Annotated in this window: 35 protein-coding genes and 1 pseudogene; 2 read left to right on the top strand and 34 right to left on the bottom strand. The window is 61.6% G+C overall.

Annotated elements, in window-relative coordinates; translation table 11 throughout:
* Window positions 1–251: 251 nt before the first annotated feature.
* The 3 genes from RI518_RS01265 to groES form a co-directional block, all read right to left on the bottom strand.
* Entirely contained in the window at window positions 252–1,553 is a 1,302-nt protein-coding gene (locus RI518_RS01265; protein ID WP_310689169.1) for an ABC transporter substrate-binding protein, read from the bottom strand.
* Between the two features lie 158 nt (window positions 1,554–1,711).
* Complete coding sequence (gene rarD, locus RI518_RS01270; protein WP_310671899.1) at window positions 1,712–2,611, bottom strand: EamA family transporter RarD; 900 nt, start codon at window positions 2,609–2,611, stop codon at window positions 1,712–1,714.
* 83 nt (window positions 2,612–2,694) lie between these two features.
* Window positions 2,695–2,988, bottom strand: coding sequence for a co-chaperone GroES (gene groES, locus RI518_RS01275; RefSeq protein WP_310671898.1), 294 nt, complete (start codon window positions 2,986–2,988; stop codon window positions 2,695–2,697).
* 135 nt (window positions 2,989–3,123) lie between these two features.
* Here groES and RI518_RS01280 point away from each other — a divergent pair, with 135 nt between their 5' ends.
* Window positions 3,124–4,311, top strand: a complete 1,188-nt coding sequence (locus RI518_RS01280) for a THUMP-like domain-containing protein (protein WP_310689170.1) — start codon at window positions 3,124–3,126, stop codon at window positions 4,309–4,311.
* Between the two features lie 38 nt (window positions 4,312–4,349).
* Here RI518_RS01280 and tsaD read toward each other — a convergent pair whose 3' ends face one another.
* Genes tsaD through glmS form a run of 7 tightly spaced genes read right to left on the bottom strand, consistent with a single transcriptional unit; the run spans window position 4,350 to window position 10,836 of the window.
* A complete protein-coding gene (tsaD, locus tag RI518_RS08035; RefSeq protein ID WP_397428154.1) occupies window positions 4,350–5,942 on the bottom strand; it encodes a tRNA (adenosine(37)-N6)-threonylcarbamoyltransferase complex transferase subunit TsaD in 1,593 nt (530 codons plus the stop codon).
* Entirely contained in the window at window positions 5,939–6,412 is a 474-nt protein-coding gene (rimI, locus tag RI518_RS01290; protein WP_310671895.1) for a ribosomal protein S18-alanine N-acetyltransferase, read from the bottom strand. Before rimI ends, tsaD begins: the two co-directional genes overlap by 4 nt.
* Window positions 6,409–7,008, bottom strand: a complete 600-nt coding sequence (tsaB, locus tag RI518_RS01295; protein ID WP_310689171.1) for a tRNA (adenosine(37)-N6)-threonylcarbamoyltransferase complex dimerization subunit type 1 TsaB — start codon at window positions 7,006–7,008, stop codon at window positions 6,409–6,411. Before tsaB ends, rimI begins: the two co-directional genes overlap by 4 nt.
* Window positions 6,992–7,510: a tRNA (adenosine(37)-N6)-threonylcarbamoyltransferase complex ATPase subunit type 1 TsaE gene (gene tsaE / locus RI518_RS01300; protein WP_310689172.1), complete on the bottom strand. Its 519-nt coding sequence runs from the start codon at window positions 7,508–7,510 to the stop codon at window positions 6,992–6,994. Before tsaE ends, tsaB begins: the two co-directional genes overlap by 17 nt.
* Window positions 7,507–8,598 (bottom strand): alanine racemase, encoded by a 1,092-nt coding sequence (gene alr, locus RI518_RS01305; RefSeq protein WP_310689173.1) that lies wholly within the window; start codon window positions 8,596–8,598, stop codon window positions 7,507–7,509. The genes tsaE and alr overlap by 4 nt, the downstream gene beginning before the upstream one ends.
* The gene (locus tag RI518_RS01310; protein ID WP_310671891.1) at window positions 8,595–8,981 is read right to left on the bottom strand and encodes a holo-ACP synthase; all 387 of its coding nucleotides are present in this window, start codon (window positions 8,979–8,981) and stop codon (window positions 8,595–8,597) included. The genes alr and RI518_RS01310 overlap by 4 nt, the downstream gene beginning before the upstream one ends.
* Before the next feature lie 7 nt (window positions 8,982–8,988).
* Window positions 8,989–10,836: a glutamine--fructose-6-phosphate transaminase (isomerizing) gene (glmS, locus tag RI518_RS01315; protein WP_310671890.1), complete on the bottom strand. Its 1,848-nt coding sequence runs from the start codon at window positions 10,834–10,836 to the stop codon at window positions 8,989–8,991.
* A gap of 57 nt (window positions 10,837–10,893) precedes the next feature.
* Here glmS and coaA point away from each other — a divergent pair, with 57 nt between their 5' ends.
* Window positions 10,894–11,838: a type I pantothenate kinase gene (gene coaA, locus RI518_RS01320; protein WP_310671888.1), complete on the top strand. Its 945-nt coding sequence runs from the start codon at window positions 10,894–10,896 to the stop codon at window positions 11,836–11,838.
* Here coaA and glmM read toward each other — a convergent pair.
* The 24 genes and pseudogenes from glmM to rplP all read right to left on the bottom strand — a co-directional run bounded on the left by glmM (window position 11,835) and on the right by rplP (window position 26,187).
* A complete protein-coding gene (gene glmM / locus RI518_RS01325; RefSeq protein ID WP_310671887.1) occupies window positions 11,835–13,196 on the bottom strand; it encodes a phosphoglucosamine mutase in 1,362 nt (453 codons plus the stop codon). The genes coaA and glmM overlap by 4 nt on opposite strands.
* A gap of 21 nt (window positions 13,197–13,217) precedes the next feature.
* Window positions 13,218–13,703: a 30S ribosomal protein S9 gene (gene rpsI / locus RI518_RS01330; RefSeq protein WP_310689174.1), complete on the bottom strand. Its 486-nt coding sequence runs from the start codon at window positions 13,701–13,703 to the stop codon at window positions 13,218–13,220.
* A gap of 25 nt (window positions 13,704–13,728) precedes the next feature.
* Window positions 13,729–14,175: a 50S ribosomal protein L13 gene (gene rplM, locus RI518_RS01335; protein ID WP_310671885.1), complete on the bottom strand. Its 447-nt coding sequence runs from the start codon at window positions 14,173–14,175 to the stop codon at window positions 13,729–13,731.
* Window positions 14,176–14,313: 138 nt separating this feature from the next.
* Window positions 14,314–15,159 (bottom strand): tRNA pseudouridine(38-40) synthase TruA, encoded by an 846-nt coding sequence (gene truA, locus RI518_RS01340; RefSeq protein ID WP_310689175.1) that lies wholly within the window; start codon window positions 15,157–15,159, stop codon window positions 14,314–14,316.
* Window positions 15,160–15,195: 36 nt separating this feature from the next.
* The gene (gene rplQ, locus RI518_RS01345; RefSeq protein WP_310689176.1) at window positions 15,196–15,915 is read right to left on the bottom strand and encodes a 50S ribosomal protein L17; all 720 of its coding nucleotides are present in this window, start codon (window positions 15,913–15,915) and stop codon (window positions 15,196–15,198) included.
* A 27-nt stretch (window positions 15,916–15,942) separates the two neighbouring features.
* The gene (locus tag RI518_RS01350) at window positions 15,943–16,926 is read right to left on the bottom strand and encodes a DNA-directed RNA polymerase subunit alpha (RefSeq protein WP_310671744.1); all 984 of its coding nucleotides are present in this window, start codon (window positions 16,924–16,926) and stop codon (window positions 15,943–15,945) included.
* Window positions 16,927–17,056: 130 nt separating this feature from the next.
* On the bottom strand, window positions 17,057–17,458 hold the full coding sequence (gene rpsK, locus RI518_RS01355; protein WP_104912965.1) for a 30S ribosomal protein S11: 402 nt from the start codon (window positions 17,456–17,458) through the stop codon (window positions 17,057–17,059).
* A gap of 37 nt (window positions 17,459–17,495) precedes the next feature.
* The gene (rpsM, locus tag RI518_RS01360) at window positions 17,496–17,867 is read right to left on the bottom strand and encodes a 30S ribosomal protein S13 (protein WP_310671743.1); all 372 of its coding nucleotides are present in this window, start codon (window positions 17,865–17,867) and stop codon (window positions 17,496–17,498) included.
* A gap of 118 nt (window positions 17,868–17,985) precedes the next feature.
* Window positions 17,986–18,099, bottom strand: a complete 114-nt coding sequence (gene rpmJ, locus RI518_RS01365) for a 50S ribosomal protein L36 (RefSeq protein ID WP_104912963.1) — start codon at window positions 18,097–18,099, stop codon at window positions 17,986–17,988.
* Window positions 18,100–18,155: 56 nt separating this feature from the next.
* The gene (gene infA / locus RI518_RS01370) at window positions 18,156–18,377 is read right to left on the bottom strand and encodes a translation initiation factor IF-1 (RefSeq protein WP_310671742.1); all 222 of its coding nucleotides are present in this window, start codon (window positions 18,375–18,377) and stop codon (window positions 18,156–18,158) included.
* Window positions 18,378–18,488: 111 nt separating this feature from the next.
* Window positions 18,489–19,076, bottom strand: coding sequence for an adenylate kinase (locus tag RI518_RS01375; protein WP_310671741.1), 588 nt, complete (start codon window positions 19,074–19,076; stop codon window positions 18,489–18,491).
* Complete coding sequence (gene secY, locus RI518_RS01380; protein ID WP_310671740.1) at window positions 19,073–20,401, bottom strand: preprotein translocase subunit SecY; 1,329 nt, start codon at window positions 20,399–20,401, stop codon at window positions 19,073–19,075. Before secY ends, RI518_RS01375 begins: the two co-directional genes overlap by 4 nt.
* A gap of 88 nt (window positions 20,402–20,489) precedes the next feature.
* Window positions 20,490–21,152 (bottom strand): annotated as a pseudogene (rplO, locus tag RI518_RS01385) (50S ribosomal protein L15); the annotation flags it as partial.
* A gap of 329 nt (window positions 21,153–21,481) precedes the next feature.
* The gene (gene rpmD, locus RI518_RS01390) at window positions 21,482–21,667 is read right to left on the bottom strand and encodes a 50S ribosomal protein L30 (protein ID WP_310671739.1); all 186 of its coding nucleotides are present in this window, start codon (window positions 21,665–21,667) and stop codon (window positions 21,482–21,484) included.
* Window positions 21,667–22,368, bottom strand: a complete 702-nt coding sequence (rpsE, locus tag RI518_RS01395; RefSeq protein WP_397428129.1) for a 30S ribosomal protein S5 — start codon at window positions 22,366–22,368, stop codon at window positions 21,667–21,669. Before rpsE ends, rpmD begins: the two co-directional genes overlap by 1 nt.
* A 56-nt stretch (window positions 22,369–22,424) precedes the next feature.
* Window positions 22,425–22,796: a 50S ribosomal protein L18 gene (rplR, locus tag RI518_RS01400; protein WP_310671737.1), complete on the bottom strand. Its 372-nt coding sequence runs from the start codon at window positions 22,794–22,796 to the stop codon at window positions 22,425–22,427.
* A gap of 2 nt (window positions 22,797–22,798) precedes the next feature.
* Window positions 22,799–23,335 carry a 50S ribosomal protein L6 gene (gene rplF / locus RI518_RS01405; protein WP_310671735.1) on the bottom strand — a complete coding sequence of 179 codons (537 nt, stop codon included), beginning with the start codon at window positions 23,333–23,335 and terminating at the stop codon, window positions 22,799–22,801.
* A gap of 6 nt (window positions 23,336–23,341) precedes the next feature.
* Window positions 23,342–23,740, bottom strand: a complete 399-nt coding sequence (gene rpsH / locus RI518_RS01410) for a 30S ribosomal protein S8 (protein WP_310671734.1) — start codon at window positions 23,738–23,740, stop codon at window positions 23,342–23,344.
* Between the two features lie 73 nt (window positions 23,741–23,813).
* On the bottom strand, window positions 23,814–24,395 hold the full coding sequence (gene rplE, locus RI518_RS01415; RefSeq protein ID WP_310671733.1) for a 50S ribosomal protein L5: 582 nt from the start codon (window positions 24,393–24,395) through the stop codon (window positions 23,814–23,816).
* Window positions 24,395–24,754 carry a 50S ribosomal protein L24 gene (gene rplX, locus RI518_RS01420; protein ID WP_310671732.1) on the bottom strand — a complete coding sequence of 120 codons (360 nt, stop codon included), beginning with the start codon at window positions 24,752–24,754 and terminating at the stop codon, window positions 24,395–24,397. The genes rplE and rplX overlap by 1 nt, the downstream gene beginning before the upstream one ends.
* Window positions 24,755–24,756: 2 nt before the next feature.
* Window positions 24,757–25,128, bottom strand: a complete 372-nt coding sequence (gene rplN / locus RI518_RS01425; protein WP_310671731.1) for a 50S ribosomal protein L14 — start codon at window positions 25,126–25,128, stop codon at window positions 24,757–24,759.
* 29 nt (window positions 25,129–25,157) lie between these two features.
* Window positions 25,158–25,457 (bottom strand): 30S ribosomal protein S17, encoded by a 300-nt coding sequence (gene rpsQ, locus RI518_RS01430; protein WP_310671730.1) that lies wholly within the window; start codon window positions 25,455–25,457, stop codon window positions 25,158–25,160.
* The gene (rpmC, locus tag RI518_RS01435) at window positions 25,457–25,771 is read right to left on the bottom strand and encodes a 50S ribosomal protein L29 (protein ID WP_310671729.1); all 315 of its coding nucleotides are present in this window, start codon (window positions 25,769–25,771) and stop codon (window positions 25,457–25,459) included. The genes rpsQ and rpmC overlap by 1 nt, the downstream gene beginning before the upstream one ends.
* Complete coding sequence (rplP, locus tag RI518_RS01440; RefSeq protein WP_310671728.1) at window positions 25,771–26,187, bottom strand: 50S ribosomal protein L16; 417 nt, start codon at window positions 26,185–26,187, stop codon at window positions 25,771–25,773. The genes rpmC and rplP overlap by 1 nt, the downstream gene beginning before the upstream one ends.
* Window positions 26,188–26,189: the final 2 nt, after the last annotated feature.

Raw genomic sequence — 26,189 nt, forward strand, 5'->3', positions numbered from 1 at the left:
GACAAAGAGTTGCCCGTCGCACCGAGGCTGCTCGGTGACTACCGCCTAGCCTCTTGGTACCTGTGCGTGCCGAGTAGTGTGAACGGCCCGCCAGGGGCCCGTGTGCCGCCTTGGAGCGAACGCCGTTAACCATCTCACGAACGGGCATTGCGGCCCGCTATGAAACGACACCTGCTACGAAACGACTGTGGCCCCGGTCCAAAGACCGGGGCCACAGGGTAGTGACTTTCGTCACTGACGAGAGCGTCAGATTAGAAGTTCGACACCTCGTCAATCGGTGAGTAGGTGTTGTCGTCACCGAACTGGTAAATACCAACCGTGGCTTGGGTCGGGTCACCGTTGTCACCGAAGGTGACGGGGCCCGAGTAGCCGTCGTAGTCAGCAACTCCACCACCGTTGATGATGTCAGCACACTCGGCGAACGAGGTGCATGTCTCACCATCACCGGATCCACCGGAGACTTCCTGCAACTTGCCCGCCATGTCGGCAGACTCAGTCGAACCAGCAGCCAACGCGGCGAGCGCAATCAGCACAGTCGCGTCGTAAGACTCGGTGCTGTAGGCCCAGACGTCTGCATCAAACAGCGAAGGGTTACCCATTTCGACCCACACGGCGTCCGCTGCATCTTTGAACTCTTGGGCAGCATCTGTCGGGCCGGGAAGTGTTCCCTTGGCGCCGGTGATGAGGCCTGCTTCGAAGTCCTCCGAGTAGTTGGAGAGGTTTCCGTCGGTGAAGTAGAGGTTCTCACCGGGGAAGCCTTCGGCCACAATCTCGGGCACAGCAGTCTTGGTCTCGTCGAAGAGAATCACGACGAGTGCGTCGGGGTCACCGGCGAGCGCTTCGCTGATCTGCGAAGTCAGGTTGGTGTCACCCTGGTTGACGGAAGGAGTCGCGAGGATTTCTCCACCGGCAGCTTCGAAAGCCTTGGTGGCTTCGTCGCGCAGGGTGGTTCCATACGAGTCGTTCAACACGATCATCGACGCGGTCTCGTGACCGTCCTGGGCCAGCAGAGTTCCGAGGGCTTCACCCTGGAGGAAGTCAGCGGGCGCAGTACGCCAGTACAGATCATCGTCGTCGTAGTCCGAGAAGGCAGTCGAGGTGTTTGCCGGCGACATCATCAGCACGCCCGCTTCCTTGGTTACCTGGTCGATGAACTGCAGGGACACACCGGACGATGCGGCACCGACGATGGCCGACACGTCTTCGTTGAGAAGACGGGGGATTTCGGTCTCGTAGGCCTTGTTGTCGAGGTCACCCGAGTCACCGAAAACGACCTCGAGCGAGACTCCCGCTCCAGCTTCGTTGATGTCCTTCTGGGCGAGTGCGACACCGGCCTCTTCTGGGGGTCCGAGGAACGCGAGGGTTCCGGTGACCGGAAGGGCGGTACCAATCTTTAGACTCAGCTCGTCAGTGGGAGCCGACTCTTCTTCAGTCGTCTCCTCCTCAGTGGTTTCTTCGGCAACGGGCTCTTCAGCCGCTGCACAACCACTGAGCACGAGAGCCGAGGCGGCGAGAATGGCGAAACCACTCCCTGCCTTCGAAATTACGCTCATGATGCTCCTTACATACTCTGCTTGTTCCTCAAGGGAAAAAGGGTCGTGCGATGCACAACCAAGTTCCTATGTTAGGCGCTATGAGTGACCTTCGGCACTACAGGATGGTTACAGCCCTGTAACATCCCGCAGCGGAATTTCTGGGAACAATCGGGTTACTAGCCCGTAAATCGTCTGGATTTCACGGCGTCACCGATAAAAACACCCAGCGCCAGGACAATGATGGCAAACCCAAACCAGCGCTCGATGGGCATCGGTTCCATTAACACCACAATCCCCAGCAGGGCCTGCAGTATCGGGTTCAGGTACTGCAAAAGCCCCACAGTAGAGAGGGGCAGTCGCCTCGTGGCCGCCGCGAAGAGCAACAGCGGGACAGAAGTCGCCACTCCGCTGAGAGACACCAGCACCAGCAATCCCGTTCCCTCGCCAGTGGCGACTAATCCGTCGGTGAGGCCGATCCACACCAGTAAGCCCACGGCCAGCGGTGTCACCCACAGGGTCTCTAGGGTCAACCCGGTGAGGGCGGGCATTTGCCCCAGCCCTTTTTTGACCAGACCGTAAAAACCGAAAGAAAACGCGAGGCCCAGCGAAATCCACGGGAATTCGCCGTATCCGACGACGAGGACCCCCACCGCCACCGCCCCGAGCCCCAGGGCCGTCCATTGCGCGATGCGCAAACGCTCGCGCAGTACCACCACACCCAGCAGCGCCGTCACCAGCGGGTTGATGAAATAGCCCAGAGCGGCGTCCACCACGTGTCCGGTTTGGGTCGCAAAGACAAAAATGCCCCAGTTGAACAGGATCAACACCCCGGCCGCCGCGGTCAGTAGTGCACTGCGGCGGTCTCCAAGCACCGCAAACGCCCGTTGCAGGTGGCCGGTGAGAAGCAAGATCAGCAGGCAGAACACCAGCGACAGCACCACTCGCCACGCGAGAATCTCCAGAGGACTCGTCGGTGCGAGCGCCACAAAGTAGAGCGGCAACACACCCCACAGCGAATACGCACTGAGGGCGTAGCCGTAGCCGGCGCGAGTACTCTTCGGGTCCACAGACGTCACTGGCCAAGGCTAGCGGCGAGGAGCCAGGCCCCACACACAAGAACACCCCGACCCTCAGGGCCGGGGTGTTCTCAGGAAAGCGTTTAGCGCTCGACGACCGCCAAAATGTCTTTGGCGGAGAGCACCAAGTACTCGTCAGTCCCGAACTTCACTTCGGTTCCGCCGTACTTGGAGTAGAGCACGCGGTCGCCCACGGAAATGTCCATGGGAACTCGCTTGTCTCCTGCCATCCGACCCGGTCCGACAGCCACAACTTCACCCTCTTGGGGCTTTTCTTGAGCTGTGTCTGGGATGACCAGACCGGAGGAGGTGGTCTGCTCTGCGTCGACCTGCTGAATGACTACGCGATCTTCGAGCGGCTTGATAGACACCGACACGGTTGACCTCTTTCTGAAACTAATGGGTTAGCACACTCACCACTTGAGTGCTAAGCCTTACTGTATCGAACCAGTTAGCACTCACGCAATCCGAGTGCCAAAAATAGTGGGCGGCGGGCCTGCCAGAATAACGAGGTGGCTATCGACACGGACATCCTCCTCCAGCCCGACACTCTGAAGCTGATCGACGCGCTGACCGAATCAGATTCCTCGACCGACATCGTCCAGACGGTCTCGGCGCTTCGCCGCGAGGGCCACCCGACGGAGCGCATCCACCAAGCGCTCGAACAGGTGCGCCTGCGCCGTCGCGCCCGGGCCAAATTTGGCCCCTACGCCCAGCAGATGCTCTTTAGCGAGACTGGCCTGGAGCAGGCCAGTCGTCTCGCGGTCGCCGCCCACCACGCGGGTCGCTTCCGCTCAGCCGGCATCACGAGTGTGGCCGACCTGGGTTGCGGTCTCGGCGCTGATTCTATGGCCTTTGCCGCCCTCGGGCTTCGGGTCTTCGCCGTGGACTCTGATCGAGACACCGCGGCTCTGGCGAGCTACAACCTGGCCATGTTTGACACGGTCACCGTCTCGCACGGCGACGCGCACCACAGTGACCTGAGCGAAGCGGAAGGACTCTGGCTCGACCCCTCCCGGCGCGAGGGCGCAACCCGACTTTCTGACCCCGAAGAGTGGTCGCCGTCACTGACCGATGCCTTCGCACTGGCCCGCTCACACCCCAGTGGTGTCAAACTCGCTCCCGGAATGGACCGCGAACTCATCCCGGCAGACCTGGAAGCCCAGTGGGTGAGCCACGGCGGCGATGTCGTCGAGGTAGTGCTGTGGTCGAACACGCTCGCCAGACCAGATATTCGCCGATCGGCACTGGTGCTCGGCGATACGCACTCGGCCGAGCTCAGTGCCGCAGAAGATGCGCCCGACGCGGAGCTCGGACCACTCGGTGCCTACATTTACGAACCAGACGGAGCGGTAATCCGTGCGCGACTCATCGGTGAACTCGCTCGTATGGTGGGCGGAACGATGGTCGCGCCCGACATCGCCTACATCAGCTCCGATCAGGAACACCACAGCGTGTTCGCCGCCGGGTTCGCCGTGAACACGATCCTCCCGCTGAAGACAAAGGAACTCTCGACCTGGGTTCGTCAGGCCGACATCGGCGTCCTGGAAATTAAAAAGCGCGGGGTCGATATCGACCCCGCGCGACTGCGCGAACAACTCGCACCCAAAGGCTCCCAGTCAGCGACGTTGATTATCACCCGCTACCAGGGCAAGAAAGTCGCCATCGTCGCCAGCCGGCTACGCGACACCACGTCCTGAACCCGACCCCGAAAAGGGCGGCAACGCCGCAGGTTTACTCACCCCTCGGGGAGTAAGAACCCCGCACTCACGAGCAGAGCGCGAACCAGTGGGGTGGCCGCCACGATGCCCACCACAATCGACACCGCAATACCCAGATAACCCAGCACCAGTGCCACCATCACGGTGCTCTTTCTCGCCAGCGGGTGGGCTTTGGCGATGTGACCGGTCAGCACGGCGAGAATTGCGGGAATCACGCCAACACCGAGTGCGGGCGAGAGGGCAATACCCAGCACCCCGAGCGAAAAGCTCACATTGGGAAGCCACGGGCTTTTCGGCGTGGGGGCCCTCGTCGCAGAAGCCGACACGGTCGGTTGCAGGCCAGTAATGGCCTCATCGATGCGCTCCTCGTCTTCGCTCGGCTTCCGGGCGTCACCCTGGTCGTCACCGCCTGTTTCTGACGGGTCAGGCGCAACGGAGGTGGCCCCCCAACGATTCAAGGAGTCCATAATCTCCGGGCGATCCTCCGGAGGGTCGGTAGTCTCCGCGGGATGGGGAGGAACATCAAGGGAATCGGTGCGGTGGTCGTCCCCGCGCCCCAATTGGGCATACTGGGCGGAGACACTCGACTGCGCGGAGGTGTCCATCCGTGAGGGGGCTTGGCCCCTCCTGATCAACTCCGCCGCCAACACCGCGATCATCGCCCCGTTATCGGTACACAGCGACAGCGGCGGAATACGAAGATCCACTCCCTGGTCGGTGGCGCGCTGCTCGGCCAGTGCCCGCACCCTCGAGTTCGCTGCGACACCCCCACCGAGGACAAGTCGGGGAACGCCGTGGGCGGTGCAGGCATCGATCGCTTTCGCGGTCAACACATCGGCAACGGCGTCCTGGAACGAGGCCGCCACGTCGGCGATGAGGGCCTCATCCGAGGGATCCCCGTGGGCTTCCCACCACCGGGCGACGGCTGTTTTCAGGCCGGAAAAAGAAAAGTTGTAGCGGTGTGTGGATTGGTCTTTGTGTTGGGTCAGACCCCGCGGAAAGGCGTACTTGTCCGGATCCCCCGCCAGGGCCACTCGGTCGATTTCTGGACCACCCGGGTAGGACAAGCCGAGCACGCGACCCACCTTGTCAAAGGCTTCACCGGCCGCGTCATCGATTGTTTCTCCCAGAACCTCCACTCCGTCGACGAGGTCGCGGATGAGAAGAAGTGACGTGTGCCCCCCGGATACGAGGAGCGCGACAGCGGGTAATTCCAGCTCCCGCCCCTCGGAGCGAAGCAGTTCCACCGCCACGTGACCGACCAGGTGGTTGACCGCGTAGAGGGGCTTATCGAGCGCTTGGGCGAGGCCTTTTGCCGCCCCCACACCCACCATCAAGGCACCGGCAAGCCCGGGTCCCGCGGTGACGGCGATGGCGTCGACTTCTTCCACGGCGACCCCCGCCCGGTCGATGGCTTCCTGCAACACCTGGGGCATCGCCTCGACGTGGGCCCGTGCCGCCACTTCGGGGACCACCCCGCCGAAGCGACGGTGTTGCTCCATGGAGGAGGAGACCACATTGGCCAGCAACTGGTCTCCTCGGACGATACCCACCGAGGTTTCATCGCAGCTGGTCTCAATCCCCAAGACGAGGGGTGCATCGCGGTTCATCGCGCTACCCCTTCTCCTTGGCTGAGTGTCAGCCGCATCACCATCGCGTCAACACCGTCTGGCTGATAGTAGTGGGGCCGCCGAGCAATCTCGTGAAAGCCCGCGCTGTCATAGAGCGCCTGTGCGGCGGGGTTATCAGCGCGCACCTCCAACAACAATTCGGGCACCCCCCTCTTCGTGGCATGCCCCACCAACTCGTTGAGGATTCTCCTGGCCCAACCAGCGCGCCGGTAATCCGGGTGGACCGCGAGGGTTTGAATATCACCCGGCCCCGCACCAGCCGGCACCCGCAGACCCCCGTAGCCCCGCACAACGGCGCCGTCATCGAGTACCAGGTAGTGAGAAAACGGGTGATGTAGCTCCAGGGCACAGACCTCCGGGGACCAGGCGTCTGAACCAAACAGCTGGGCCTCGAGAGCGACCAGGGGCTCAAAATCCCGCGGTTCGTAGGCGCGCACCACCGGGGTCATTGGGGCATCGTCACATCGGGCTCGCGCAAATACACCGGCCGAGGCTCGTCGAGGCTCTCGCCGCGTGCCCGCCGCGTGAGGGCAGCGAGCGCTAAGTGGGTGGGATTGAGCTCTTCCACCCGAATCAACACCCCATCACCCCAGTGCGTCTGGTCATCCGCGATGTCCTCTCGGGGAATCAGACGAGTCGAGCCGACTCGGATACCGAGGCCACCATCGGGGTGTGGCGTGTAAGACGTGAGCGCCCACTCCCCGCGCCGGGCATCAGAAATCACCGCGCTATCTACTGTGAGGAACACGGCGGCAGCGTCGTGGCTGTGAACCGGCCAGAGCGGCAAGGAACGCGCCCAGGCAAAGCTCTGTGCCGCCGCCATCCCGACGCGAAGCCCGGTGAAGGGACCAGGACCCACACCCATCACCACCGCGGTGACGTCACCGGGACCTAACCCCGCTAAGCGAAGCGCGTCGGCAATCAGTGGACCAATCGCCTCCGCGTGGCTTCGGCGATCTTTCGTCTCGGCGACACTCACGGCCTCGCCCTCGAGGGTACTCACACCGACAGCGGTTCCCGCCGAGGAATCAATGGCCAAAATCATGAAGGTCCTCCATCAACAGGGTGAAGCGTTGCGACGGCTCAGCGCTTCTGGAATGAGCAGTCAGGGTCACAATCCGCTCTCGATCATCCACCATCGGATAATCGTCCTCAGAGAGAGATGCCTGCGTGTCGATGTCGATCTCGAGCCACTGCGACGCCACCCGTTCCACGAACGCACGGCCCCACTCGATCAGCACAATCGAATGGTCGTAGTCGATGTCGAGATCGACGAGTTCTTCCGCGTGAGCCAGACGGTAAGCATCGACGTGGACCAAGGGGGGATCAGCTGCCACACGCCCCGGATGGGTCCTCGCGACCACGAACGTGGGAGAGGCAATAGCTCCCTGGACCCCCAGGGACTCCCCCACACCGCGAGTAAAGGTGGTCTTGCCGGCGCCCAGGGGGCCGTGGAGGACCACAACGTCGCCCGCATTCAGGAGTGCCCCCACCCGCCGACCGAGTGCTTCCATCGCCTCGGCGCTCATCACCGACAGCGTCGTCATGCCAGCACCCGGGGCACCCTCGAGCCCAGCAGGGACACAATCTCGTAGGGAATGGTGCCCGAGACGGCGGCCCATTCCGCGGCAGACGGGTGGCCCTCTGCGGGGTCTCCCCACAACACCGCCCACTGCCCCACCTCAACCGGGTAGTCGCCCACGTCGAGGGAAATCTGATCCATAGAAACCCGGCCGGCGACCTGAAAGCGCCGATCACCAATGACGACCGGTCCCGCTGATGACGCATGCCGTGGCACACCATCGGCATACCCCAGGGGCACAATCGCCATCGTCGTATCTGAACGGGTGGTGTAGGTGAGGTCGTAGCCGACACCGTGTCCGGCCGGTAGCCGCTTGGTCACAATCACCTGTCCGGACAGTCGCATCGCCGGGCGAAGGCCCAGCGATTCATGTTCCGGGGTGAGCGCGAAACCGTAGGCGGAAATACCAAAACGCGCCAGGTCGTAGCCTCTCCCCGGGGTGCGAATCGAGCTGACGCTGGCTCCCGCATGGATCACATCGGGACGAAGACCTGCCTCCGCCACGATGGCCAATGCGCGCTCAAAACGCTCCAGCTGCGCACCATCCGATGCGGTGGACTTCAAGGAGAGGTGGCTGAACACCCCGCGGACTCGAATGAGGCCCTGGCGTTCATACTCTTTCGCCTGAACCGCCACACTCGGCCAATCGGGCTCCGTGAGACCGCCACGGCCCATACCGGAATCAATTTTGAACTGCACCGTGGCGGGTGTGGTCTTGGTCGCGTGGTGTGCCACGGCGTCTAGCTGCCAGGGGCTTGATATCCCCAGATCGATGCCCGCGGTAATCGCTTCAGCCAGGGCGTTATCCGGCCCGATCAGCCAGGCGAGAATGGGGGCGTCAATGCCGCCTGCTCGTAGCGCCAGGGCTTCGTCGAGATCGGCTGTTCCCAACCAGGTCGCCCCCGCGTCTAAGCCCGCGCGGGCTGCGGTCAATGCGCCGTGGCCGTAACCGTCGGCTTTCACCACCAGCATGCTCTGCGGTGTTGCTGCCCTGGCGTGGAGTGCCTCCACATTGGCGCTAATGAGGCTCGGTCGAATGAGCGCTTCTCTCACGAGCGCGACCCCTGTGATGATTCGGCCACCACAAACGCGATCGCCACCCCGCCGTCGTGGCTCAACGAGAGGTGCCACCGGTCGATTCCTCGCCCAGCGCTCGCCGCCTGCACACCACCGGTCAACACCAGCGTGGGCGGCGCCTGGGCGGGTCGTCGCACTTGAATGTCGTGCCAACGAAAACCGGGGATATGCCCGCCGAGGGCTTTCAGGGTGGCCTCTTTGGCGGCAAATCGGGCCGCGAGCGAGGCGGTATTACCCTCCGGTGCGAGGCCCTCTCTGTCGAGGTCGCCAAAGACCCGCGGGCCAAGGGCCGGGGTGCGCTCGAGCGCTCTCGCCATTCGATCAATGTCGACGACATCGACGCCAACGGAAATCACCATCTGCGGGCTACTCCACCGTCACCGATTTGGCCAGGTTTCGGGGTTGATCGACGTCCAGCCCTTTCGCCATCGCCAATTCCATCCCAAACAGGTGCAGGGGAATTACCGCGAGCAGAGGCTCAATAAAGGTGTCAGCCGGGGGCAGGGCGATCACTTCATCGGCGAATGGCAGTACGGCCGCATCTGCTCGCTCGGCCAGAGCGATCACCCTCGCACCGCGTGCACGAATCTCTTGAATGTTGGAGACCACTTTGGCGTGTAGCGAACGGGGGTCACGCGGGCTTGGCACGACCACAAACACGATTTGACCCGGTTCGATTAGCGCAATGGGGCCGTGTTTCAACTCCCCGGCGGCAAAACCTTCGGCGTGGATGTAGGCGAGCTCTTTGAGCTTCAGTGCGCCCTCGAGGGCGATCGGGTAACCCACGTGTCGACCCAAATACAACACCGAGTGGGTGTCGGCCATCCAGCGAGCGAGTTCGTGAATGCGCGCACCGGTCTGCACCATTTCCGCCATCTGCTCCGGGGCCAAGCGCAACGCCGCGGCCAATTCGGCCCGCTCTGAACCCGTCAGGGTCGCCCTCGACTGGGCAAAAGCCAGCGCTAAGAGGTAGGTCGCGACAACCTGGGCGGAAAAGGCTTTGGTGGAGGCAACAGCGACCTCCGGACCCGCGTGGGTATAGAGCGTCGCGCTCGATTCACGCGGAATGGTCGCGCCCTGGGTATTACAAATCGACACCGTCGTCGCGCCGGCTTCGGCCGCGTGGCGCACCGCCATCAGGGTGTCCATTGTTTCCCCCGATTGGCTCACCGACACCACCAGGGTGTGGGAATCGATGACGGCATCGCGGTATCGAAACTCGTGCGATAACTCCACCGATGCCGGAATCTTGGCCCACTTCTCCATCGCGTAGGCTCCCACCATCGCCGCGTATGACGCGGTACCGCAGGCGATAAACACCACTCGGTTAATCGATGAATCGGACACCACCTCGGCGAGTTCGGGAATGTCGATCTCACCCTCGGCTGTGAGGCGACCTCGAAGGGTGTTGGCGACCGCCTCTGGTTGCTCCGAAATTTCTTTGGCCATGAAACTCGACCAGCCACCCTTTTCGGCGGCACTGGCGTCCCAGTCGACGGTGAACTCGTCGGGCTCCACCGGGTGGCCGTCAAAATCGGTGACGCTGATTCGCTCCGGGGTGATCGTGACCACCTGGTCTTGCCCGAGCGCCACCGCCCGGCGGGTGTGTTCGACAAACGCCGAGACGTCAGAGGCGAGGAAGTTTTCGCCCTCGCCCAAGCCCACCACGAGGGGAGAGTTGCGCCTGGCGCCCACGACGACGCCCGGCTGGTCCTGGTGGCTGACCAACAGGGTGAAGGCCCCGTGTAGTTGGTGGGCGGTCTGGCGCAGAGCCTCAGTGAGGTCACCGGTCTCCCGGTAGGCCAGCGCCACAAGGTGTGCGGCGACCTCGGAGTCGGTCTCGCTGATGCACTCGATACCCTCGGCCACAAGAGACTCGGCGAGCGCTTGGTAATTTTCGATAATGCCGTTGTGGATCAGCGCGAGCTTGCCGTCATCGGCCAGGTGGGGGTGGGCGTTTAAATCGGTGGGGCCGCCGTGGGTGGCCCACCGAGTGTGGGCGATGCCCGTGTGGCCTTCACCCAAAACCTCCACGCTGAGTTGGTCGGCGAGGACCTGCAGTTTGCCGGCTTTTTTCGCCGTGTGGATGCCTCCCGCCTCGTCGACGATGGCCACCCCCGCGGAGTCGTAACCGCGGTATTCCAAACGCTTCAAACCCGCCATCAACACGGGAAGGCTCGCTTGATGGCCGACATATCCGACGATTCCACACATGGTCTCGAGTCTAGGTGATGGTCTCGCGGCCCACCCGGTGGTACTACTGTTGGGGTCATGCCCGCCCGAGAGAGCGCGGAAAACGCCACTCCGTTTGTCGCCTACGACCGAGCCAGCTGGGCCAGCCTCTCCGCCCAAAAGCCCTCGACGCTCTCCGATGGGGATCTCGCGCGGATTCGCTCAACCGGGGATCACCTCGACCTCGACGAGGTGATCCAGGTATATCAACCCCTCGCAGAACTGCTCAGCCTCTACATCCAAGCCACCAGAGATCTCCACCACCACACTCGGACATACCTGGGTGCACACACCACTCTCACCCCGTTCGTGATTGGGGTCGCCGGCAGTGTTGCCGTCGGAAAATCCACCACCTCCAGACTCCTGCGGGAGCTGCTCGGCGCCCAGCCCCACACCCCCCGAGTCGACCTGGTGGCGACCGACGGGTTTTTATGGCCGACCGAAGAGCTCGAGCGACGCGGCATTCTCCACCGCAAAGGCTTTCCCGAAAGCTACGACCGCCGCTCGCTCTTGCGCTTTATCTCCCAGGTCAAAAGCGGTGTCTCCCCGGTGGAAGCACCCGTCTACTCGCACCTGTTTTACGACCGGCTCGAGCACGAGAGCCAAATCATCGACGCGCCAGACGTTCTCATTCTTGAGGGCCTGAACGTCTTGCAGCCGCCGAGCGGCTCTTCCGCGTTAGCCGTCAGTGACCTGTTCGATTTCAGCATTTATGTCGACGCCCGCACGGCGGACATCGCCCACTGGTATGAAGAGCGCTTCCTCGCGCTCCAGCAGGGCGCGTTTGCTGACCCCCGAAGTTATTTTCACCGCTATTCCAGTTTGAGCGAACCAGAAGCGAGGGCTGAGGCACGAAGAATCTGGGCACAAGTGAATAAACCCAACCTGGAAGACAATATTGCTCCCACAAAACCCCGGGCGTCGCTGATCCTGCGAAAAGAAGCCGACCACCGGATTAACACGGTGCTGCTTCGCAAGGTCTAGTGCGACAGTTCGGCGCGCACCACCGCGGCCACCTCGTCGGCATACTGCTGGGCGAGCTCCTTCGTGGAGGCCTCCACCATCACGCGCACCAACGGCTCAGTTCCCGACGCCCGGAGCAGGACTCGGCCCGAGTCACCCAACGCCTGCTCTATTTCGGCGACACGTCGACTAATGACGACATTCTCCGCCAAGGAATCCTGGTCGACTCCCGGGACATTGACTAAGACCTGCGGGTAGACCTCCATGTCGCCTGCTAAGTCGTGCAGACTGCGTCCGCTGTTGATGACCTCGGCGGCGAGGTGGAGCCCGGTGAGCAGGCCATCACCGGTGGTCTGGTGGTTGGCCAAAATGATGTGGCCGGATTGTTCACCTCCCAGAGACAACTTGCTCTTCGCAATTTCCTCCAGGACATATCGGTCACCGACTTTGGTGTCGTGAATGCGAATACCGTGCGTGTCGAGCAAGCGTCGAAGCCCCAGGTTGCTCATGACGGTCGCCGCCACGGCGTCACCGGCTAACTCGCCTCGACGTTTCATCGCCACGGCGAGAATCGCCAGCATATGGTCGCCATCGACCAGTTGACCGGTGTGATCGACCGCGAGGGTGCGATCCGCGTCGCCGTCGTGGGCGATGCCCACATCAGCGCCCAGCTCCACCACGGCCTCTTGGAGTTTTCCCGGATAGGTGGAGCCGTAGCCGTGGTTGATGTTGAGACCATCGGGTTCGGCGCCAATCACCGTCACTTCGGCACCGGCATCCCGGAACACCCGGGGGGAGACCCCGGCCGCTGCACCGTGGGCGCAATCCAACACAATGTGGAGACCGTCGAGGCGGACCGGCAGGGTCTTCAAGAGAGCAAGCGCGTAGCGATCTTCGGCGTCGGCAAAACGACTGATTCGGCCCACACCCTCCCCGGTGGGACTCAGCGGCTGGGTGCCCAAGAACCCTTCGATGCGGTCTTCGACCTCATCGGGCAGTTTGGTTCCCCCGAAGGAGAAGAACTTGATGCCGTTGTCGGGGGCCGCGTTGTGTGAGGCGGAAATCATCACCCCGAAATCGAGACCGGCGTCTCGAACCAACAGTGCCACCGCGGGGGTCGGTAACACCCCGGCGTCTAACACATCGATGCCTGAGCTGGCCAGACCTGCCGCCACAGCGTGGGAGAGAAACTGCCCAGAGACCCTGGGGTCTCTCGCGATTACTGCTTGGGGGCGAAGACCCTTACTGCGCAGCTCATCAGCGTGTCGACCCTTGGTGAGAACAGACGCTGCCGCCTGGGCCAGCTCAAGCGCCAGCTTCGCCGTGAGGTCTGCGTTAGCGAGACCGCGGACGCCGTCGGTTCCAAAAAGACGACCCATTGTCTGGTCCGAAGGCTCGGACTACCTCTTGGAGTACTGAGGAGCCTTACGAGCCTTCTTCAGGCCGGCCTTCTTGCTTTCCTTGGCGCGGGCGTCTCGGGACAAAAAGCCCGCCTTTTTCAGGTCAGCCCGGTTGTTGTCGCGATCAATCTCGTTGAGCGCTCGGGCGATGCCCAAACGCAGTGCACCGGCCTGGCCGGAGGGGCCGCCGCCGCTGATGCGTGCCTGAACGTCGTAGCTGCCCTGAAGCTTCAACAGCGTGAACGGGTCGTTGATCAGTTGCTGGTGCAACTTATTGGGGAAGTAGTCCTCGAGGGTGCGGCCGTTCACGGTGATGACACCGCTTCCCGGAGTGAGGCGCACGCGGGCAATGGCCTGCTTGCGCCTGCCCACCGCCTGACCACCAATGGTGAGGGCGGGTCGGGGGGCTGCAGCGGTTTCCGCTGTTTCTGGAGTTTCGGTGCTGAACGTCTCGGGGACGTCAGCCTGATCGGCGAGAGAAGCCATGGTCTAATCCTTTGCGTGGGCGCCGCTACTGGGCGATTTGGTTGATTTCGAAGGGAGTGGGCTGCTGTGCCTCGTGCGGGTGTTCCGGACCGGCATAGACTTTGAGCTTTTTCAGCTGTTCGCGACCCAGCGTGTTTTTGGGCAACATGCCTCGAATGGCGCGCTCCACGGCACGAACGGGGTTCTTCTCCAACACCTCGGTGTAGGACGTGGCGGTCAAACCACCGGGGTAACCCGAGTGGCGGTATTCCATCTTCTGGGCGGCTTTATTGCCCGTCAGAACCACTTTGTCCGCATTGACGATGATGACGTAGTCACCCATGTCCATGTGCGGGGAGAAAGTGGGTTTGTGCTTACCGCGCAGAACAGTGGCGGCGTGAGTCGCGAGGCGACCCAGAACCACGTCAGCGGCGTCAATGACCACCCAGGAGCGGCTAATGTCCGCGGGGGTGGGGCTAAAGGTGCGCGTCATGCGTCATCCCATCGTGTCGAGGTGTTCGTGAATCCCGCTCCGGGGGGAGTTTGTGACAAACATCCCGGTGGAGGGCTCAACCGAAGTGCCAACTCTTTTGGCACCAGCGCCCTACGTTACACCGTGATGGGGCCAATCTCAATCTGTGGGCTGCTCACGCTGGGACCGGGTGGCCTCAGCCCGGCGGAAGAGCTCGCGATCCGGAGGATAGGTAACCTCGCACAGCGTCAAACCTTTCGCGGCCATGGTCTTCCAACTACTGGTCCTGGTCGTCGCGTCTCGGAGGGCCACGACCTGCTCGATGCTCAATTCCCCCCGCCCCACAGCCACCGCCGCGCCCACCAGCGATCGAACCATGGAGTGGCAAAACGCGTCAGCTAATACGGTCGACACCAACACGTTGTCCGCATCCGGTGTCCACGAAAACTCCTGAAGTTCCCGAATGGTTGTCGCCCCGGGCCGTGCGCGACAAAAACTCGCCCAATCGTGTAGTCCGAGTAGCTTGTGTCCCAGTGCGTTCATCGCCTCCCGGTCCAAATGGTCGTCACTCCAGAGCGTGTATCCAACCTGGCGTGGGTCTTTAGTGGAGGTCGCGTCAGCAATGCGGTATTCGTAGCGGCGCGAAAGTGCCGAAAATCGGGCATCGAAGCCTTCCGGCGCCCTCACCACCGAGCGAATCCACACCGGCGACGATTTTCCCAGCGCCCCACGAAGCCTCTTAAGGAGCCGATCACCACTTCCCGCCCGGGTCACAACGGCTTCTGCCTCGTCGGGCAAATCTGCGTGGCAGACCTGCCCGGTGGCGTGAACACCGGCATCGGTGCGGCCGGCGACCACGGTGCGCAGTTGGTGGAGCTCACAGTGAAACACCCGGGAGAGGGCAAGCTCAACCTCACCCTGGACGGTGCGCCGGTTGGGCTGAACTGCCCAACCGGAAAACTCTGACCCGTCGTAGGACAGGTCGAGTCGTAACCTGATGCTCACAACGAGCAGTGTAAGCCAGGGGCCAACGTGACCCGCTTAGGCCTTTTTCTCCTCGGGGGTGTCGTCGCTCGCCGCGGTCTCGGGCTCCGCTTCGGCAGCGTCCGTCTCGGCACCTTCTGTCTCGGCAGCTTCTGTCTCGACAGGGGCCTCTTCCGTGGCCTCTTCCGTGGCGTCAGCAGCCTCGTCAGCAGCCTCCTCAGCGCCAGCAGCCTCCACCGCCTGGTCCATGTCGACGGCTACCGACTCGGTGTTTTCGGCGGCGACCTCTACTCCGTCGGATGCCACAGCGTCTGACTCGGTGCTCTCAACATCGGTGCCCTCCGCATCAGCGACGGGCGCAACGGGCGCCGCAGCGTCACTTGCGGCCTGGGCTTTCTTCGCCGAAGGCTTCTTTTCCACCGGGTCGAGGATTAGTTCAATGACCGCCATGGGGGCGTTGTCACCCTTGCGGAAACCGGTCTTCACCACGCGGGTGTAGCCGCCTTCGCGGTGTTCGACCAGGGGAGCAATTTCGGTAAACAGCTTGTGCACTGCCGACTTATCGCGGATCACCGTCATCACCCGACGGCGTGCGTGCAGGTCACCGCGCTTGGCAAAGGTCACCATCCGCTCAGCCAGCGGACGAAGGCGCTTCGCCTTCGTCTCCGTGGTCTGGATACGACCGTGGGTGATCAGCGCGGTCGCGAGGTTCGCGAGCATCAGCTTTTCGTGGGCGGGTCCGCCGCCGAGGCGGGGTCCCTTCGTGGGCTTAGGCATGGTCTCTTCCTTGTACTGGTGAGCTGGTTATTCTTCGTCGAGGCCGGTGTAGTACGCGCTGCCGTCAAAACCGGGCATGGTGTCTTTGAGAGACAGACCCATTTCCACCAGCTTGTCGCGCACCTCGTCGACCGACTTCTGACCGAAATTGCGGATGTTCATGAGCTGGTGCTCGGAAAGAGCAACCAATTCGCTCACCGTGTTGATGCCTTCGCGCTTCAAGCAGTTGTAGCTTCGAACCGACAGGTCCATGCTCTCGATTGGTGTGGCCATTTCGTTGGACATCACTGCCTCAACCGGGGCTGGACCAATTTCAATACCTTCTGCCTCCGCGTTCAAGTCGCGAGCGAGTCCGAAGAGTTCCACCAGGGTGCGACCGGCCGAAGCCACCGCATCCCGTGGAGCCATCGAGGGCTTCGTTTCCACGTCAACGACGAGACGGTCGAAGTCGGTGCGCTCACCGGCACGAGTTGCCTCGACGCGGTAGGTGACCTTCATCACGGGCGAGTAAATCGAGTCGACCGGGATCTGACCGGCTTCGGCATACTCGTTTCGGTTTTGGGTGGACGAGACGTATCCACGACCGCGCTCGATGGTGAGCTCCAGCTCGAAGCTGGCTTTGTCGTTCAGCGTCGCGATGTGCAACTCGGGGTTGTGGATTTCGACACCGGCGGGGGCCGAAATGTCGGCCGCGGTGACGTTCCCCGCACCCTGCTTACGCAGGTAGGCGGTGATCGGCTCGTCGTGCTCACTGGCGACCACGAGGTTCTTGATGTTCAAAATGATCTCGGTGACGTCTTCCTTCACACCCTCCACCGTGGAGAATTCGTGGAGGACACCGTCGATGCGGATGCCCGTGACGGCTGCACCGGGAATAGACGACAGCAGTGTGCGACGCAGTGAGTTACCGAGCGTGTAGCCAAAACCTGGCTCCAGGGGCTCGATCACGAACGTCGATCGGTTTTCGGAGAGGGATTCTTCTGCGAGGGTGGGGCGCTGTGCAATGAGCACTATTTGTTTCCTTTCGGCAAAGTGTCCGCTATATGACACCTATTACGCAATGCGGTTTCACACCGCGGAACATATTGAGTTGTAGTGCGAGGCGAGACGTCCGACCGTCTAGGTGACGGTCGGTCACCCCTTAGACGCGACGACGCTTGGGGGGACGGCACCCGTTGTGCGCCTGGGGCGTCACATCGGTAATCGAACCCACCTCAAGACCAGCGGCTTGGAGCGACCGGATGGCCGTCTCCCGTCCGGAACCCGGTCCCTTGACGAATACGTCAACTTTCTTCATCCCGTGCTCCTGCGCCTGCTTGGCGGCCGACTCGGCAGCAAGCTGGGCAGCGAACGGGGTGGATTTTCTGGACCCTTTAAAACCCACGGCGCCCGATGACGCCCAGCTGACGACACCGCCCTGAGGGTCGGTAATCGACACGATGGTGTTGTTAAAGGTCGACTTGATGTGGGCTTGGCCCACAGCAATATTCTTCTTGCCCTTACGACGCGGCTTACGCGCGGGGGACGCTTTCGTGGTTGCCATTAATTAACTCCGAGACTCGTTAGTGATCAGGTACCGACTAGGCCTTTTTCTTGCCGGCGACGGTGCGCTTGGGACCCTTGCGGGTGCGCGCGTTGGTCTTTGTCCGCTGGCCGTGCACGGGCAGGCCACGACGGTGCCGCACGCCCTGATAGCTACCGATTTCCACCTTGCGGCGGATATCTGCGGCGACCTCGCGGCGGAGGTCACCTTCGACCTTGAAGTGGGCTTCGATGTGTGAACGCAAGGCGAGCAACTCGTCGTCGCTCAGGTCCTTCACGCGGGTGTTCGGGTTAATCCCGGTCGCGGCGATAGTCTCCCGCGCACGGGTGGGTCCCACGCCGTAGACGTAGGTGAGGGCGACTTCGACCCGCTTTTCGCGGGGAATGTCAATCCCGGCAATACGTGCCATTTGTTTTCTCCAAAAGTGGCTGAGAGGTATGTGTCAGATTCGGTGCCCGGGCCTCTCCCCGAGGTGTCCTCCCGTGAGGGATTCGTGAACCTGGCTGGTCTATTGAGTTGTCGTACTACTATCCCTGGCGCTGCTTGTGGCGGGGGTTGGAGCAAATCACCATGACGTTTCCGTTACGGCGAATGACACGACACCGGTCACAAATCTTCTTGACGCTCGAGCTAACCTTCATTTTTTCTCCTGCTGGCCTCGTACCCACTCACGCGGGCCGTTCCTTCTCAGTACCCGCTATTTGTAGCGATAAACGATTCGGCCACGGGTCAGGTCATAGGGGCTTAGCTCCACAATCACGCGATCCTCGGGGAGAATACGAATGTAGTGCTGGCGCATCTTGCCCGAAATGTGGGCAAGAACCTTGTGACCGTTGGTCAACTCAACACGAAACATCGCATTGGGCAGGGACTCGATAACCGAACCTTCGATTTCGATGACACCGTCTTTGTTGGCCATAGCCTCTTCGTCTACTTGTACTGGTCATGCTGGAGTGGCTGGCTCGAAAGCCATTGACACACCAAAGGGTTAGTTTATGCCGAAGTAGCCCCCGACACAAATCTTCTTGGACTAGTTCACATCGGCCGCCGCGAGGCGGGCCACGATCCGTTCGGTGATTTCATCGATCGGACCAATCCCATCGACGGCGACTAACAGTCCCCGCTGCTGGAAAACTTCAATGAGCGGAGCGGTCTGCTCGGCATACACCTCGAGACGGTGGCGCACGACATCTTCGCTGTCGTCGCTCCGGCCCTGATCAATCGACCGCTGGCGCAGGCGATCGACCACCACCTCGACGTCCGCTACAAGTTCTACTGCAGCGTCGAGCCTGGTGGACTGTGCCGCGAGCATGTCCTCGAGCGCGTCGACCTGCGCCGCAGTGCGGGGGTAGCCATCCAGGAGAAACCCGTCGGCGCAATCGGCCTGGCTCAGCCGGTCCTGAACGAGATCGTTGGTCAGAGAGTCGGGGACGTTTTCGCCCGCGTCCATGTAGGACTTAGCTTTCTTGCCCAGCTCGGTTTCGTTTTTGACGTTTTCGCGAAAAATATCGCCCGTGGAAATGGCGGGGATACCGAAGTGTTCACCGAGGCGCGTCGCCTGCGTTCCTTTGCCCGCTCCGGGAGGACCAATCAGAAGGAGGCGGGTGCCGCTACTCACTTCAGGAGCCCTTCATAGTGGCGCTGCTGCAGCTGCGAGTCGATCTGTTTCACCGTGTCGAGGCCGACTCCCACAATAATCAGGATGCTGGCGCCACCGAAGGGGAAGTTTTGGTTGGCGTTCACTGTCGCCAAGGCGATGAGCGGGATGAGGGCCACCAAGCCCAAATACAACGAGCCGGGGAAGGTGATCCGGGTGAGGACGTAGTCCAGGTATTCCGCAGTGGGCCGTCCGGCACGAATACCGGGGATGAAGCCGCCGTACTTCTTCATATTGTCGGCCACTTCTTCAGGGTTAAACGTGATGGCCACGTAGAAGAAGGTGAAGCCCACGATGAGGAGGAAGTAGACGAGCATGTAGAGCGGGTTGTCCCCGGAGGTGAAGTTATTTTGAATCCACACGACCCATTCGGGAGGCTGCTCACCGGCGGCTCCGGGCTGGTTGAACTGGGTCAGCAGCGCGGGAAGGTAGAGCAATGAGGACGCGAAAATCACCGGAACGACTCCGGCCATGTTCACCTTGATGGGGATGTAGGTGTTGCTCCCACCGAAGGTTCGACGTCCCACCATGCGCTTGGCGTACTGCACCGGGACTCGACGCTGAGACTGCTCAACGAAGACCACCAGCGCCATGATGATCAACCCCACCACGAGCACGCCCACGAAGATTTCGAAGCCCTCCGACTGACCAATCGCCCACAGCGACCCGGGGAATGTCGCGGCAATCGACACGAAAATCAGCAGTGACATGCCGTTACCCACACCGCGCTCGGTGATCATCTCACCCATCCACATGATGAAGCCGGTCCCGGCGGTCATCGTGATGACCATCAGCATGATGGCGTACCAGGAGTCGTTGGCCAGCAGTTGATTACAGGAGGCCACGCCGGAGTTTGCCCCAAAAAGCGCACCACTACGCGCGACCGTAATCAGTGTGGTCGACTGCAGCAGAGCTAAACCGATTGTCATGTAGCGGGTGTACTGGGTGAGCTTCGCCTGACCCTGCTGTCCCTCTTTGTGCAGGGTCTCGAAGTGGGGAATGACCACACGCAGCAACTGGGTAATAATGGCCGCCGTGATGTAGGGCATGATGCCCAGCGCAAAAATCGACAGCTGCAACAGGGCGCCACCACTGAACAGGTTCACCAGTTCATAGAGCCCCTGGGTTCCGCCAGAGCCCGCCAAGCACTGCTGGACGTTGCGGTAGTCCACAAAAGGCGCGGGAATAAAGGAGCCCAGTCGGAAGATGGCGATGATTGCCACCGTGAACGCAATCTTTCGCCGCAAATCAGGAGTTCGGAAGATTCTTCCTATGACCTGAAACACATTTGCCTCCCGATGCGACTGAGCCGCTCACAATCCACACGAGCCTAGTGGTTTTTCATCCCCGCCGGCTGGCGGGAATCTGAGGGCCTTAGCGGACCTCGCCACCAGCCTTTTCGATTTTTTCTTTCGCGGAAGCGGAGACTTTGTCCACGCTCACGCTCAGTTTGACGGACAGCTCGCCATCCGCGAGGACCTTCACTTTTTCGGACTTGCGCACGGCACCCTTCGCGACCAAATCGGCCACAGTGACATCTCCACCCTTGGGGTACAGCTCTGCGAGACGACCCACGTTTACCACCTGGTACTCCACGCGGAACGGGTTGGTAAATCCACGCAGCTTGGGCGCACGCATCACCGAGGTCAACTGGCCACCCTCAAAACCGGGGCGCACCTGGTAACGAGCCTTCGTTCCCTTCGTTCCGCGACCCGCAGTCTTACCCTTCGATCCTTCACCGCGACCCACGCGGGTTTTGGACTTTTTCGCCCCGGGTGCGGGTCGTAGGTGGTGGAGCTTCAACACTGCGGGGCGGGCGACATCCGAAGAAGCAGGCTTCTTCTTCGCCGCCGGCTTGGCAGCCGTCTTAGTGGAACCGGACGCGCTCTTTGCCGCAGGCGCTGCGGTATCGGTAGCCTTCTTCGCCGCGGGAGCCTTGGCTGAAGACGCCGCCTTAGTCGCCGGCTGTGCCTCAGTCTTCTTCTCCGCTGCGGGTTTCTTTGCCGCGGGCTTTGCAGCACTCGATGTGGTCGACGCAGCCTTCGCTGAGGAGGTCTTTGTCGACGCTGTCTTTGTCGAGGCTGTCTTTGTCGAGGCTGCCGCCTTGGAGCCCGTCTTGGACGCGGCCGGTTTGGAGGCGGCGGGTTTGGACGCAGTGCTCTTCGAGCCAGTGCTCTTAGAGGCGGTGGTCTTCGACGCAGTGCTCTTCGACGAAGTGCTCTTCGCCGCCGTCGTTTTCGCGGCCGGCTTCTTCGCGGCGGTCTCCTTGGCAGCGCTTGCCGTGGTCTTCTTCGCCGCGGACGGCTTATCCGCGGCCGGCTTCTTCTCAGCCGGCTTCTTCGCGGCCGGCTTCTTCTCTTCAGCCATTAGTCAATCTCCTCCACCGTCACCAGGTGACGGACAGTCTGCACGTATCCACGGTTTTGCGGATTATCGGGTCGAATCACTGATTGGCCGATCTTTTTCAAACCAAGACTGCGGAGGGTTTCGCGCGCCCTCGGCTTCTCGCCAATCCGCGACTTCATCTGAGTCACTTTGAGATTCTTCGCCATTATTCGCTCGCCTTCTTCGCCGCCACAGCTTCGGCCTCAGCGCGCACCAGGCGGCCCGGGGCCATCGATTCGAACTCCACCCCTCGGCGAGCGGCGACAGCGCGGGGCTCCTCCAACTGCCTCAGGGCTTCCACGGTGGCGTGGACAATGTTCAACGTGTTGGATGAACCCAGTGACTTGCTGAGGACATCGTGAATTCCCGCGCACTCCAGTACGGCGCGAACCGGACCACCGGCGATAACGCCGGTACCCGCAGCGGCGGGGCGCAACAGGACAACTCCCGCAGCGGCCTCACCCTGGACCGGGTGCGGAATGGTCTGGGAGACCCGGGGAACGCGGAAGAAGTTCTTTTTCGCCTCTTCCACTCCCTTAGAAATCGCCAGGGGGACCTCACGGGCCTTGCCGTAGCCGACACCGACCATGCCGTTGCCGTCACCGACGACAACGAGAGCGGTAAACGCAAAACGGCGACCACCCTTGACCACTTTGGACACGCGGTTGATCGTGACCACACGCTCCAGGAATTGGCCCTTATCGCCCGTGTCACGCGCACCGCGCTGAGCCTCGGGACGGCGCTCACGGCTACCGCGACGCTGTTCGCGGGGCTCTTCCGCTACCGACACTCCGGCAACCGGGGCGTCTGTGGCAGGAGCGGCCTCAGCGGCTTGGCCCTCCGTCGCGTCCGCTTCAGTCGCGACCACTTCGGTCGCTTCTGCCTCGGCGGCGTCGGTCACGTTCTCTTCCTTCTTCTCGTCGCTCACAGCTCTAATCCACTCTCTCGGGCACCTTCAGCGATGGCGGCCACTCGGCCGGCATAGCGGTTGCCTCCACGGTCAAACACCACCGCGGTGATGCCCTCTTTCTTGGCACGCTCGGCCACCATTTCACCGATCTTGCGAGCCTTGGCGGTTTTATCACCGTCGAAGGAACGCATGTCGGCTTCCATCGTTGACGCCGAGGCAATCGTGCGGCTCTCCTGGTCGTTCACGACCTGAACAAACACGTGGCGTGCTGAACGGGTGACCACCAAGCGCGGACGCTCGGGGGTGCCAACAATCTTTTTGCGCAGGCGGTTGTGGCGACGGGCGCGCTGAGCCTGCTTGCTCGAACCTCTAGTTCCCAAAGCCATGGTTACTTACCAGCCTTTCCAGCCTTGCGTCGGACGCGCTCACCTTCGTAGCGCACACCCTTGCCCTTATAGGGCTCCGGCTTGCGAAGCTTGCGAATGTTCGCTGCCGCTTCGCCGACAGCCTGCTTATCGATACCCGACACGGTGACCTTGTTGGTGCCCTCCACGCTGAAGGTGACACCGGCCGGTGGATCCACCGTAATGGAGTGTGAGTAGCCGAGCGCGAACTCCACAGACTGCCCTTTCGCCGCGACACGGTAGCCCGTCCCGACAACTTCGAGGGTCTTGGCGTAGCCATCGGTCACACCAATCACCTGGTTGGCAATGAGGCTGCGCGTGAGGCCGTGCAGAGCACGCGATTCGCGCTCATCGTCGGGACGCGTGACCAGGATGCGGTCGTCCTCAACGGTAGCCTCAATCGGTTCAGAAATCGTGAGCTCGAGCTCACCCTTGGGTCCCTTGACCGCGACGTGGGAACCGTTGATGGTCACCGTCACACCGGCGGGCACAGGGATAGGAAGTCGTCCAATACGTGACATGTCAGATCACCATACGTAGGCGAGAACTTCCCCACCTACGCCCTTCTCGTTGGCCTCACGGTTGGTCAACAGACCGGAGGAGGTGGACAAAATGGCGATACCCAGGCCACCGTGGACCTGAGGAAGTTCGGTCGACTTGGCGTACACCCGAAGACCGGGTTTGGACACGCGACTAATGCCCACGATGCTGCGTTCGCGATTCTGACCGTATTTCAGGGTCAGGGTGAGGGTCTTACCCACACGTTGAGCCTCTTCGGCGAAACCGGAAATGTAGCCCTCACGCTCGAGAATCTCGGCGATGTGGGATTTCAGTTTGCTTCCGGGCATGCTCACAGCGTCGTGCTGAGCCTGGTTGGCGTTTCGCAACCGGGTCAACATGTCTGCGACCGGATCTGTCATCGTCATAGTGCTGTATTCCTGTCTTCGGCCGGTTTCGACTCCCGGGGCACCGGGGCCGACCCATCCGATTTATGGGCCCTTAGGCCTCTTCTACTGTTGTGGAGACAAACGGAAAGCCCAGCGCCTTCAACAGCGCCCGACCTTCGTCATCGTTTTTTGCGGTGGTCACGACAGTGATGTCGAAACCGCGAACCCGGTCAATCTTGTCCGGATCGATTTCGTGGAAGACCGACTGTTCGGCCAGCCCGAAAGTGTAGTTACCCGAACCGTCGAACTGTTTGGGCGAGAGCCCCCGAAAGTCTCTGATTCGTGGCAGCGCGAGATTCACCAGGCGGTCAATGAACTCCCAGGCCCGGTTGTTGCGCAGGGTCACGTGCGCCCCGATCGGCATTCCTTCGCGCAGCTTGAACTGAGCGATTGACTTGCGGGCCTTCGTGACCACGGGCTTCTGGCCGGTGATCGCCGTGAGGTCAGCGACCGCACCATCAATCACCTTGCTGTCTTTTGCCGCTTCACCGACACCGGTGTTGACGACTACTTTGACAAGCGTCGGCACCTGGTGCGGGTTGGCATAACCAAATTCCTCGGTGAGGGCGGCAATAATTTCGTTGCGGTAGCGAGCTTTGAGGCTCGGCAGCGCGTTCACGGTTGTGGTCGACATCAGAGGGTCTCACCTGACTTTTTCGCATAACGAACACGGATGGTCTTTTTCACGCCACCCTTTTCGCCGACCTCTTCACGGAAACCCACGCGGGTGGGCTTTTTCGTCTTCGGGTCGACCAGGGCCACATTGGAAATGTGGATGGGGGCTTCGTGGGTTTCGATTCCGCCGGTTTTTGCCCCGCGGTAGCTCTGGCCCACTTTGATGTGCTTGGTCACAAAGTTGACGCCTTCGACGAGGACACGGTCCTGTTCGGCGAGCACTTCAATGACTTTGCCCGTTTTGCCGCGGTCACCACCGCGCGCTTCGGTTTTTCCGCTGATGACCTGAACCAGGTCACCCTTCTTGATCTTTGCCATTGTTAGAGCACCTCCGGAGCGAGCGAGATGATTTTCATGAACCGCTTATCGCGAAGCTCTCGACCCACCGGGCCGAAAATACGGGTTCCGCGCGGTTCACCCTCGGTGTTTTTAATCAGCACCGCGGCATTCTCGTCAAATTTGATGTACGAACCGTCGTGGCGACGGGTCTGCTTGGCTGTGCGGACGATGACGGCTTTGACGACCTCGCCCTTTTTGACACCGCCACCGGGGATCGCGTCTTTCACGGTCGCGACAATCACGTCGCCCAGTCCCGCATAGCGGCGACCGGAGCCACCGACCACACGAATGGTCAGTAGCTCTTTCGCGCCGGTGTTATCGGCGACTTTAACTCGGGATTCCTGCTGCAACATGACTACGGGGTCCTTTTAGTTGTTGGGGCCTACTTGGCCTTCTCCGCAATTTCCACTAGACGCCAACGCTTCGTTGCCGACAGTGGCCTGGTCTCACTGATGACCACCAGGTCACCGACTCCAGCTTGATTGGTTTCGTCGTGGGCTTTCACTTTGGAGCTCTGGCGCACCACCTTGCCGTAGAGGGGGTGCTTGACCCGGTCCTCTACCTCGACGGTGATGGTCTTGTCCATCTTGTCGCTCACGACGTATCCGCGGCGCACCTTGCGGTAGCCACGCGACATCTCTTCCGCCTCAGTGGCGGAGGTCTTCTGTGCTTCGCTCGCCATTACGCGGTCTCCTCGCTCGCTGCCGCCTCGGCGGGTTCTTTCTCGGCCTTCTTGGACGCCTTCTTCTTGGACGGCACCTCAATCGGAGCGGGGGTGGCACGAATGCCCAACTCGCGCTCCCGAATCACGGTGTAAATCCGGGCGATGTCGCGGCGCACCGCGCGCAAGCGACCGTGATTGTCCAGCTGGCCCGTCGCGTCCTGGAATCGCAGGTTAAACAGCTCTTCCTTCTGACGCTTGAGTTCGTCCAAGAGACGCTGGTCCTCAAAAGTGTCCAGCTCTTCCGGACGCAGTTCTTTCGATCCGACAGCCATCAGGCGCCCTCCTCCCGGGAAATAATCCGAGCCTTCACTGGCAATTTGTGGATGGCGCGGGTGAGCGCTTCGCGCGCGAGCTGCTCGTTCACGCCGGATACCTCAAAGAGCACACGGCCGGGCTTGACGTTGGCAATCCACCACTCCGGCGAACCTTTACCGCTACCCATCCGGGTTTCCGCCGGTTTCTTCGTCAACGGACGGTCGGGGTAGATGTTGATCCACACTTTTCCACCACGCTTGATGTGACGGGTCATGGCGATACGTGCGGCTTCGATCTGACGGTTCGTCACATACGCCGAGGACATCGCCTGGATCCCGTACTCACCAAAGGACACCTTGGTGCCACCGGTGGCGTGACCGCCCCGCTTGGGGTGGTGCTGCTTGCGGAATTTCAGCTTCCGGGGAATCAGCATGA

The organism is Pontimonas sp. (assembly GCF_031581085.1).
Lineage (GTDB): Bacteria > Actinomycetota > Actinomycetes > Actinomycetales > Microbacteriaceae > Pontimonas.